We start from the raw sequence: 7,907 nt of genomic DNA, 5'->3' as shown, positions 1-7,907 counted from the left end.
AATGGCCCTGGGGCCCTGCTCAGACGGTAGATCGTCGGGTGGGGCCCTAGGCGTTGACGGGGGCTCACGGGGTGTTCGCGTGGGCTCGCGTAGGGAGGGCGTCTCCCAAAAATCCCCCAACCGATCATGGCGAAAGCCCTGGTCGCAAGGCACAATGGCCGCGAGGCCCCCGACCGCATCATGGTCGGGGGCCTCGCTCTGTGCCGGACCCATCCGGGGGGTCACCAGGTGCAGAGACCGGCACGTTCATATGGGGGGGGTGGCTCGGGAGGGGCGATCAGCCCCAGCCGATGTCTCCTGCCGGAAGAGCCGACGGACTCGGGGGCGAAGTCGGCACGGAGGTCTCCGTCGGAGGGGCGCCCCAGCCGATGTCCCCCTCGGTGGTACCGAACGTCGACGCTTCGTCCGAGGCGGTCGCAGCGGACACGGGGACGGCGATGACCGCCGCCGCGAACGCGGCCACGGCGAGCGCCCTGATCATCTTCACTCGGGTCACAACGAAACCTTTCTTCGAACACCCTTGCGTATTTCGCGTTCCCTATGAGAGTGCCACGTGCGTATGCCAGGATCTAGACCTGGGGCGCTGCAACATCACGCGTTGCGAGTGATCGCAACGCGCAGCGAAGGGGTGGGAATGCAGAAGAACAGCGGGAGCGCGCTCGAACTCGCGCTCACGCCAGACGACCAGGTGACATACAAAGCGATCGCGGCCGGTGAACCTGTCTGCGACCAAGCAGCCCAGCGGCTGGCCGCCACCGGCCTCGTAATCCGAGACCCGTACGACCCCGCAGGCTGGGTCGCTATAGACCCCCGGGCCGTTGCGCAGCGCGTCCTCGAAGCCGAGCAGGAGACCCTCGAACGCAGCCTCACCCGAATCCGCCAGATCTCCGCCATCGAGGGCCTGTACGCCCACTTCGAGGAGTACCGGATGTACGGAGGAGCCGAGCGGTCCGAACTCCTGCCGACCATGGCCCAGATGAACGACCGGCTCGGCGCGGTCTCCGCGCTCGCCACCGACGAGATCTGCACCGTACAGCCCGCGCCGCCCGCCGAGCGCAACGTGGACGTGCGCCGCCTCGGAAGTGACCGCAGTCTCAAGCTGCTCCGGAGCGGGCGCGTCGGCATGCGACTCGTCTACGGCCTAGCCGCCCTCACCGACGAGGGGACCAGGGCGTACGCAGACGCCTTCATGGCGGCTGGCGGCCAGATCAAGGTGTCCTCGGCGCGCGAGCAGCGCCTCGTGATCGTCGACACCGCCAGCCTCTTCATCGACGACCACGTCATCGACGGCACCGAGTCGCACAGTGGCTGGCATGTCCGCGACCGCGCCACCGTCGCGTGGGCGAAGGCCGGGTTCGAGCGACTGTGGACACGGGCTCGCTGGTGGTCCGAGGCACTGGCCGAGGCTGGCGACATAAGGCTCACCGCCCGCCAGCTCGACATCCTCACCCTCTTCGACGCGGGGCTCGACCAGCCCGCAGCCGCCCGAGAGCTGAAGCTCAGCCACCGGACAGTCTCCTCCGAGCTCGCGGAGGCCCGAACGGCGGTCGGCGTCTCAACGACGAACCAACTGATGGCCTGGTACGGCCGATGGACGGCCCAAGCCCGGGCATAGAAGCGTGCCCCGCCCGCGGCATCATCGCAGGCGGGGCACGCGCTCAAGAGGCGCCGCTAGGACCCTTTCAGGTGGCAGAAGATCGCGCAATGTAGGGTCTGCCCTACAGATTTTTGATCTTGCCCCCGTGAGCGTGGACCACGTGCCACGCTCCACGCCGCCACCCGACTGGGTCCTCGATCACCGGCGGCGGATCGGTGCCCAGATCCGAGCGGCCCGCCTCCACGCCAACCTCACCCAGGAGCAGGTGGCGCACGCCATCCCCATGGACCGGGCGACGTACAACCGGATCGAGCAGGGCCACTCGACACCACTCCTCGACACCCTGCTGCTCATCGCCGACGCCATCGGGGTACCCCTGGCCGAGCTGGTGCGGTGAGCCTGTCCGTGGGCGGCCGGCGGCGCCCACGGACAGGAGTTCAGCGGCGCGCGGCCTCGGGCGTACGCGTGGCGGGCCGGCCGCAGGCGAGCGGGTCAGCGTGGACGGTGGCGTCCGGCCGAGCCCCGGATGCGGAGTGTCGCGGAACCGTCTTCACCTGGCCGAGGATCGGCTGGGTGCAGCGGTCGCAGTAGACGGGGCCGTACGCGTAGCTCATGACGAGGCTCCTCGGACGCGTTTGGTGATCAGGTCGGTTGCCGCGAACTCGCGGTAGAGGGTGTGCTGAGTGCGGCCGCTGTGGGTCATCGCCCACAGATCGCTTTCCGCCTGCACCGGGGTGACGGGCGACTTCTCCTCGCACTCCCGGCACTGCACGTACCGCGCCGGCGGACGGCGGGCCGGATCAGGCAGCACCCGCCACAGGGCGTGGCGCAGGATCGTCGTCATCCCGCCTCACCCACCCCGGCGGCCTCGGTGTCGAAGACGTACAGGGGGGTCACGCCGCGCTCGGCTGCGCAGGCGCGGTGGGCGTAGATGTGTCCGCCGCCGTACTCCGGCCGCTGGGTCCGTACGCAGGTGTCCGCGTCAGGACGCGGGCAGTACGTGCAGGCCCGTGGCCTGCGGGTTCGCGTCGCCATGCCAGGGACCGTAGAGCGGCTGGTCATCAGCCGGCGGGGTAATTGCGTCGGATTGCTCGGATCCGATCGGGGGTTTCGCCGGAGTTGCTCAGGGCCGCGCAATCGTCGAACGGACCCGGCCGAGCAGTCGTTGCGCCTGGAGGCCGCGGGCGGCGTGGTCGGAGAGGTTGTCCCAGACTCGGGTGTAGAGGTCGAGGTCTTCCCGCCCGTCGTACTGCAACTCCGTGTTGATGGTCTCGACGACGACCCGCTGTTCGTCGAAGATCCAGAACCCGTGTTTCGGGGTGAGCGGCATGGGCGCGCGGAGGGGCACGATGCCGAGATCCACGGTTGACATGCCGATGAGGCCGACGAGCCGGTCAAGCTGACCGATCATGGTCTCTGCGGTGCCCACGTTGGCGTAGAGGGCCGCCTCCCAGATCAGGATCCGGAAGAGCTTGCCCGGCTCGTACAACACTTCCTGACGGCGCATGCGGGACTGTACGGCGGCCTCGGTGTCCCGGGGGGAACGCATCAACGCGGCGTTCTGCGTGAGGAGGTGCCGGGCGTAGTCGGCTGTCTGGAAAAGGCCTGGGACCACGCTGGTCTCGTAGCCGCGGGCCGTCGCCGCGCGCCGGTACTCCACGACGTAGCGATCCTGGACCGGGGCGTGGCCGGCGGCGAGCTGGCGGCGCCAGTGCTGCGGCTGCGACTCCAGGCCTCGGAGGCGGGCGAGGAGCTCACCGAGGACATCTTCGCGCCCGGACGCTGCCGCCCACTGCTCCAGGTCCTTGGGGCTCGGCTTCTGCTGGCCGGTCTGGAGGCGACTCACCTTCGAGCGCTGCCACCCGAGACGGGCGGCGAAGTCCTTACCGTTCATGCCCGTCTCGGCGCGCAGCTCTGAGAGCCGCGCGCCGAGAGCTACTCGGCTGCTGTCGGGCTCGGTCACACAGTGGACCGTACCGCTGCCCAGACCTTGGCAGTAGGCACGGCCGCGGCCTGTGCTGTGTCCCGGGCCCGGCAGGCGGCCAGGACGGCGGCGGGGTCCGTGACGACCTCGACGCCGATCGTGGTGTCGGTGTCGTCGATGTGCATCCGCACCAGCGTGGTGGAGTCGAACAGCCAGAAGTCGTGGGCGAGGTCAACCCCGAGCTGCTCAGCCTCAGCCCGGGGCAGGACACGGATGTCCTCGCCAGCCTCGGCGTTCCCGGCGGCGGTCGCCATGAGGAACCGCTGTCCGTCCGTAGGCGGCTCGTCGATGATCCGTACCCGGGAGAACCGGGCGCCGGCGACGGTCTTCTCGCGCACGTTCACGTTCCATGGGTGATCCGGCTCCGGAGCCGGGTCGATGCCGCGCATGAACGCCTTGAAGCGGTCGCCGTTCCGATCGGTGGCGTAGCCGCGGCGGGTCTCCAGGCGGAACGCGCTGTGCTGGAACTCGGCGAAGTAGTGGGCGATCTCCTCGAAGGGGATCAGCGGGGGCACGGTCACTCCTTGGGGGCGAAGCGGGTGAGCAGGTCGCGGGGGATGACGACGGCGGTCTCGGCAACGCCGAGGTCACGGAGCTGGGCGCGGTGCTCGTCGTCGATCTCGTCGCCCTGGACCACGAGGTCTCCGGTCTCGACGACCTCGTACAGGGTCGGGCAGTTGCCGTGCTCGCTGGTGGTGCCGATGAACCTGAGCGTCATGACAGAGCTCCTTCGGTCGATGGAGCTCCAGCATGGTTGGAAGTGATGGAGGGTGCAGGCCAGTTGCGCAAGATTGTGCGAACTGGACAGGTGCGGGCGCGTTGCGCACAACGCCAACCCTGGACATGACGAAGCCGCCCCCTCTGCCGGAAGGCAGAGGGGGCGTCGTGGTTCAGGGTCAGGCGGCCTGCCTCTTCTCCCACATGTCGACGACGAGGTCGATCCCCTGCGCCGTGGCGTACGCCGTGGGGAAGTTCCAGCCGTTCTTCGTCTCCTGCTTCACGACGAAGAGGCCCGTGTCCTGGTACATCTTCCGCGGCATGTTCCTGTTGCCGCCGTTCTGCGACGACTGCTTGCGGAACACGCCCGTCTCGACGAGCCACCCAGTCAGAGAGCGGACATCGGTGTGGAGGAGGTCGGCGAGCTCGGTCATGCCACACAGCCCGTCGGAGTTCAGGAACTCGTCCCACTTGCCGGCCTTCGGAGCGAGGACCTTGTTCTCCGCCTCCAGCGCCTTGTTCTCCCGGACCTTGCCGAGGAGGGCGACGAGCGCCTCCTCGTAGTCCTGCGGGAGTGCCGGTGCCGCGACGGCGGCCGTCTCAGCCTTCCGGGTCTGGACGGCGAAGTACGTCTGCGCCGCCGCAACCTCGGCCTTCCGGGAGTCGCCGTTCATGGCGACCATGTACGCGCCGTACCGGGTCAGCTTGTAGTCCGACCGGGGCTTGGTTCCACCAGGGAGATTTTCGCGGCGTCGCGAAATATGCAGGTCAGCGCTCTGGCCGCTGTTGTTGATTGCCACCCGGGCCCGTTCCAAGGAGTCCTCGAAGCGTTCCCAGCGAAGGTAGCCGAGGAGGGGCTGGAGGTCGCGGGCGGACCACCACTCGCCGGTGTCGTCCGTTCGGCGGATTTCGTCGAACGGGGACCCCTGGGGGTTGCCGTCGGGCGTGGAAACGATAGGGTTGAAGGGAACCAAGGAGCTACTCCTCCAGGTCATTTGCCCTTGCGTAGGCTGCAACCCCGCGCGAGGGCGTTTTCTTGTCGCCTTCGAATCGAAGCCGACCGGGCGATCACCAGTCTAGGGCGCGCGAGTGACAGGGGGCAGGGCGCTTTACGCGCGATTGCGGCACCGAGTGCCCTGATCGATTAAGACGCATTCGATCTGTCCTGCTCACAATGCGTTCTGGCGTGCGCCGTCAGTGTCACGCAGTGTCGTATTCCTCTCCAATCGGCATGGCGGATGTGACCTATCTCTCGTACGTCCGTACGTGTCGGCCTGTGTGAAGGCGCACCTTTAAACCGAAGGCGACATGACGAAGCCGCCCCCTCCCGAAGGAGGGGGCGGAGTACGTTCAGCGGCCGGCCAGTTCCCAGAGCGCGAGCCCTGCACCCGCTACAGCCGTGAGCGCGGCGATGGACGCGAGGGGCCACCGGTTCTTCTCCAGAGCATCAAGCCGGGCCTCGTGGTCGGCGAGCTGCTTGTCGGTCTGATCAGACCGCTGCACCAGCAGCGCGAGCGAGCCGTCCACCCGCGCGAACCCGGCCTCGACCGTCCCACGCAACTTCTCCAGCTCCACCGCCACGTGGGTGGACTCCGAGGGGGTCATCCCCGCGGCTCCGGCTCCTCGGTGCGCAGCCAGCGCGGGAGAAGCATCTGCACGCCCGGGAGGGCCATCACGCGGGTGAAGCCGCCCGCGACGGCAAGCGCGCCGGCGACCCACGGTAGGGCGGCGGGAATGCCGGAGGCGTCGACGAGCGCGGGGAGGACGACGGCGATGCCGATGGCGGTCTGGAGGACGGTGCGCGCGGTGCGCTTGGCGGCGTCGGACATGGTCAGGCTCCCTTGGAGACGATGGCGAGGATCTTCTTGACGTTCGCGGACAGCTCCGTGACGGCGGTGTACGTCTGCACCACGTAGCCGTAGAAGTCCGGGATCCGGTGTCCGGTCTTCTTCTTGCTCGCCTCGTCGGCGGCCTTGTTGCGGTACGCGAGCACCGCGAGTGCGACGCGCTGCACGTCGGCGTCGGACAGGGCCATGGTGGGTTCCTCCTTGGGGGTGGGCTTCGGGGCCGGGGCGGGCTTGTCGGCCGGGTTCCACGAGGCCGGGTGCCGCAGGCGCTCGGCAACGTCGCGCCGGAAGGCGTCCATGTCGATGCGGGGATCGGCCGGCTTCCTCGTCGTGGCCTCCTTGTGGGCCCAGACCGAGTCCGCGGACCAGCCATGGAAGCGGCAGCGAGCGGCCTGGACGCGGACGGCGACGTCGTACTGCTTCGGGGTCCAGTCGCGGCCGGGCTGGCCGTTGTTCTCGACCTCCAGGCCGTACGAGACCGCGTTGCCATCGAGGGCGTCGGGCCCCGGTGCCGGATGTACGGACCGCTCGTGGAGGACGGCGTCGTACGCGTTCCGCGCGACCTTCCCGGCGTGGTTCGCCCGGCCGTTGCCGACGAGGTAGAGCGTGCCGGAGCGGGACAGGAAGTCGTGGCAGAGCGGGCCGGGGAGGTCCGCGTTGCCGTTGTAGCACCAGGCCGGGAGTCCGGGGCCTTCTCCGGCGGTGTGGTGGACCATGGTGGCGTGGACGTCGCCCCAGCCGTCGCCGCGCTGGCCGCGGTTGTGGGTGCGCCAGCCCTTCATCTCGACGATGTCGGTGACACCCTCCGCGCGCAGGGCGGCGAGCCACTGGTCGGCAGTCATCGGTACGGCCATCAGCGGATCACCCCTTCGGACAGGAGCCGGTCGACGACCGCGACCATGAGCCCCTTGTTGTTCTCGGGCACCTCGGCCCAGGGCTTCCGGGACGCCTCGCGTGTCTCGTAGCCGTGGCTCGGCGCCAGCTCCTCGTACGCCGCGTGGAACTGCTGGGCGATCTCCTCAGCGCGTTGGGTCATCAGGCACGCCCCGGCCATGCCCAGGTGCCCGGCTCGGCGCCCTCGGCGCGCGAGGTGGCCCACAGCACGTCGTTTCCGTCCAGCATCACCTGGAGGTTGACGGTCACGGTGGACTCGTCCCAGACCCGCACGATCATCGCGGGGAACACGTCGCCGGGCTCGACCCGGTTGCCGATGTGGCTGACGAACCCGGTGCGGTCAGCGGCGCCCCGGCTGTTGTGGAAGTCCCGCCGACGGCGGTTGACGGCGTCGGCCTCCTCCTTGCTGACGCGGTAGTGGACGATCCGGCCGATGGCCGGGGTGGGTTGGGACATGAGGGCCTCCAGGAAGCAGAAGGGCCCCGGCCGGACGGCGCGGGGCGGGCGGTGAAGCGGTGGGGGTCAGAGAGGGTTGGTGAAGCACACACCGTCCAGCCAGATCGTGGTCGGCGACGCCGAACCCGTCGGCACCGAGCCAGTGAGCGCGCCCGAGACCATCAGGCCGAGACGCACCGGGAAGTGCGCGCTCGTGGCGGCATACACGCTCGCGCCACGTTCGACCAGGGGCCGGTACCCGCTGTTGAAGGTGAACATCGTCTGCGTCGTGTTCACCATGTTGGCCCCGGAGTTGTTGATCCGGCCCTCGTACATCCAGCACTCAGTGCCGAGGACCCGGAGGATCCGCATACGGGGAGCCATCGCCGGGTTGGCGGAGAAGTTGGTGGCGAAGCTGCCGAGGCTGGCCAGC

At 69.0% G+C, this 7,907-nt stretch carries 16 protein-coding genes; 2 read left to right on the top strand and 14 right to left on the bottom strand.

Annotated features, from left to right (window positions below):
- Positions 1-277: 277 nt before the first annotated feature.
- The gene (locus tag QK442_RS35730) at positions 278-496 is read right to left on the bottom strand and encodes a hypothetical protein (protein ID WP_282698307.1); all 219 of its coding nucleotides are present in this window, start codon (positions 494-496) and stop codon (positions 278-280) included.
- 138 nt (positions 497-634) lie between these two features.
- Between QK442_RS35730 and QK442_RS35725 the strand changes: the two genes are divergently transcribed.
- Both QK442_RS35725 and QK442_RS35720 read left to right on the top strand, forming a co-directional pair.
- The gene (locus tag QK442_RS35725; protein WP_282698306.1) at positions 635-1,615 is read left to right on the top strand and encodes a hypothetical protein; all 981 of its coding nucleotides are present in this window, start codon (positions 635-637) and stop codon (positions 1,613-1,615) included.
- Positions 1,616-1,742: 127 nt separating this feature from the next.
- Positions 1,743-1,994: a helix-turn-helix transcriptional regulator gene (locus QK442_RS35720; protein WP_282698305.1), complete on the top strand. Its 252-nt coding sequence runs from the start codon at positions 1,743-1,745 to the stop codon at positions 1,992-1,994.
- 40 nt (positions 1,995-2,034) lie between these two features.
- Here QK442_RS35720 and QK442_RS35715 read toward each other — a convergent pair whose 3' ends face one another.
- The 13 genes from QK442_RS35715 to QK442_RS35655 form a co-directional block, all read right to left on the bottom strand.
- Positions 2,035-2,211, bottom strand: coding sequence for a hypothetical protein (locus tag QK442_RS35715; RefSeq protein ID WP_282698304.1), 177 nt, complete (start codon positions 2,209-2,211; stop codon positions 2,035-2,037).
- Positions 2,208-2,441 (bottom strand): hypothetical protein, encoded by a 234-nt coding sequence (locus QK442_RS35710; protein WP_282698303.1) that lies wholly within the window; start codon positions 2,439-2,441, stop codon positions 2,208-2,210. Before QK442_RS35710 ends, QK442_RS35715 begins: the two co-directional genes overlap by 4 nt.
- A complete protein-coding gene (locus tag QK442_RS35705; RefSeq protein ID WP_282698302.1) occupies positions 2,438-2,632 on the bottom strand; it encodes a hypothetical protein in 195 nt (64 codons plus the stop codon). Before QK442_RS35705 ends, QK442_RS35710 begins: the two co-directional genes overlap by 4 nt.
- Positions 2,633-2,720: 88 nt before the next feature.
- The gene (locus QK442_RS35700) at positions 2,721-3,560 is read right to left on the bottom strand and encodes a helix-turn-helix transcriptional regulator (RefSeq protein WP_282698301.1); all 840 of its coding nucleotides are present in this window, start codon (positions 3,558-3,560) and stop codon (positions 2,721-2,723) included.
- Positions 3,557-4,096, bottom strand: coding sequence for a DUF6879 family protein (locus QK442_RS35695; RefSeq protein ID WP_282698300.1), 540 nt, complete (start codon positions 4,094-4,096; stop codon positions 3,557-3,559). Before QK442_RS35695 ends, QK442_RS35700 begins: the two co-directional genes overlap by 4 nt.
- Before the next feature lie 2 nt (positions 4,097-4,098).
- The gene (locus tag QK442_RS35690) at positions 4,099-4,299 is read right to left on the bottom strand and encodes a hypothetical protein (RefSeq protein WP_282698299.1); all 201 of its coding nucleotides are present in this window, start codon (positions 4,297-4,299) and stop codon (positions 4,099-4,101) included.
- A 178-nt stretch (positions 4,300-4,477) separates the two neighbouring features.
- Positions 4,478-5,293 carry a phage antirepressor KilAC domain-containing protein gene (locus QK442_RS35685; RefSeq protein ID WP_282698298.1) on the bottom strand — a complete coding sequence of 272 codons (816 nt, stop codon included), beginning with the start codon at positions 5,291-5,293 and terminating at the stop codon, positions 4,478-4,480.
- 355 nt (positions 5,294-5,648) lie between these two features.
- Positions 5,649-5,903 carry a hypothetical protein gene (locus tag QK442_RS35680; RefSeq protein WP_282698297.1) on the bottom strand — a complete coding sequence of 85 codons (255 nt, stop codon included), beginning with the start codon at positions 5,901-5,903 and terminating at the stop codon, positions 5,649-5,651.
- Positions 5,900-6,127: a hypothetical protein gene (locus tag QK442_RS35675; protein WP_282698296.1), complete on the bottom strand. Its 228-nt coding sequence runs from the start codon at positions 6,125-6,127 to the stop codon at positions 5,900-5,902. Before QK442_RS35675 ends, QK442_RS35680 begins: the two co-directional genes overlap by 4 nt.
- A 2-nt stretch (positions 6,128-6,129) precedes the next feature.
- Positions 6,130-6,999 carry an N-acetylmuramoyl-L-alanine amidase gene (locus tag QK442_RS35670; RefSeq protein WP_282698295.1) on the bottom strand — a complete coding sequence of 290 codons (870 nt, stop codon included), beginning with the start codon at positions 6,997-6,999 and terminating at the stop codon, positions 6,130-6,132.
- Positions 6,999-7,181 (bottom strand): hypothetical protein, encoded by a 183-nt coding sequence (locus QK442_RS35665; RefSeq protein WP_282697390.1) that lies wholly within the window; start codon positions 7,179-7,181, stop codon positions 6,999-7,001. The genes QK442_RS35670 and QK442_RS35665 overlap by 1 nt, the downstream gene beginning before the upstream one ends.
- The gene (locus tag QK442_RS35660) at positions 7,181-7,495 is read right to left on the bottom strand and encodes a hypothetical protein (RefSeq protein WP_282698294.1); all 315 of its coding nucleotides are present in this window, start codon (positions 7,493-7,495) and stop codon (positions 7,181-7,183) included. Before QK442_RS35660 ends, QK442_RS35665 begins: the two co-directional genes overlap by 1 nt.
- A 66-nt stretch (positions 7,496-7,561) precedes the next feature.
- A partial coding sequence (locus QK442_RS35655; protein ID WP_282698293.1) for a hypothetical protein occupies positions 7,562-7,907 on the bottom strand: 346 nt, incomplete at its 5' end.

The organism is Streptomyces sp. CC208A (genome assembly GCF_030010625.1).
Classification (GTDB): domain Bacteria; phylum Actinomycetota; class Actinomycetes; order Streptomycetales; family Streptomycetaceae; genus Streptomyces.
The sequence above is the reverse complement of the archived record's forward strand: the minus strand, read 5'-3'. Positions and strand labels throughout refer to the sequence as shown.

What these genes read in the sequence shown, in the direction of transcription:
- QK442_RS35670 (WP_282698295.1), bottom strand. Translation starts at nt 6,999, where the DNA reads ATGGCCGTACCGATGACTGCCGACCAGTGGCTCGCCGCCCTGCGCGCG.
- QK442_RS35675 (WP_282698296.1), bottom strand. Translation starts at nt 6,127, where the DNA reads ATGTCCGACGCCGCCAAGCGCACCGCGCGCACCGTCCTCCAGACCGCC.
- QK442_RS35680 (WP_282698297.1), bottom strand. Translation starts at nt 5,903, where the DNA reads ATGACCCCCTCGGAGTCCACCCACGTGGCGGTGGAGCTGGAGAAGTTG.
- QK442_RS35705 (WP_282698302.1), bottom strand. Translation starts at nt 2,632, where the DNA reads ATGGCGACGCGAACCCGCAGGCCACGGGCCTGCACGTACTGCCCGCGT.
- QK442_RS35710 (WP_282698303.1), bottom strand. Translation starts at nt 2,441, where the DNA reads ATGACGACGATCCTGCGCCACGCCCTGTGGCGGGTGCTGCCTGATCCG.
- QK442_RS35690 (WP_282698299.1), bottom strand. Translation starts at nt 4,299, where the DNA reads ATGACGCTCAGGTTCATCGGCACCACCAGCGAGCACGGCAACTGCCCG.
- QK442_RS35715 (WP_282698304.1), bottom strand. Translation starts at nt 2,211, where the DNA reads ATGAGCTACGCGTACGGCCCCGTCTACTGCGACCGCTGCACCCAGCCG.
- QK442_RS35665 (WP_282697390.1), bottom strand. Translation starts at nt 7,181, where the DNA reads ATGACCCAACGCGCTGAGGAGATCGCCCAGCAGTTCCACGCGGCGTAC.
- QK442_RS35685 (WP_282698298.1), bottom strand. Translation starts at nt 5,293, where the DNA reads ATGACCTGGAGGAGTAGCTCCTTGGTTCCCTTCAACCCTATCGTTTCC.
- QK442_RS35725 (WP_282698306.1), top strand. Translation starts at nt 635, where the DNA reads ATGCAGAAGAACAGCGGGAGCGCGCTCGAACTCGCGCTCACGCCAGAC.
- QK442_RS35660 (WP_282698294.1), bottom strand. Translation starts at nt 7,495, where the DNA reads ATGTCCCAACCCACCCCGGCCATCGGCCGGATCGTCCACTACCGCGTC.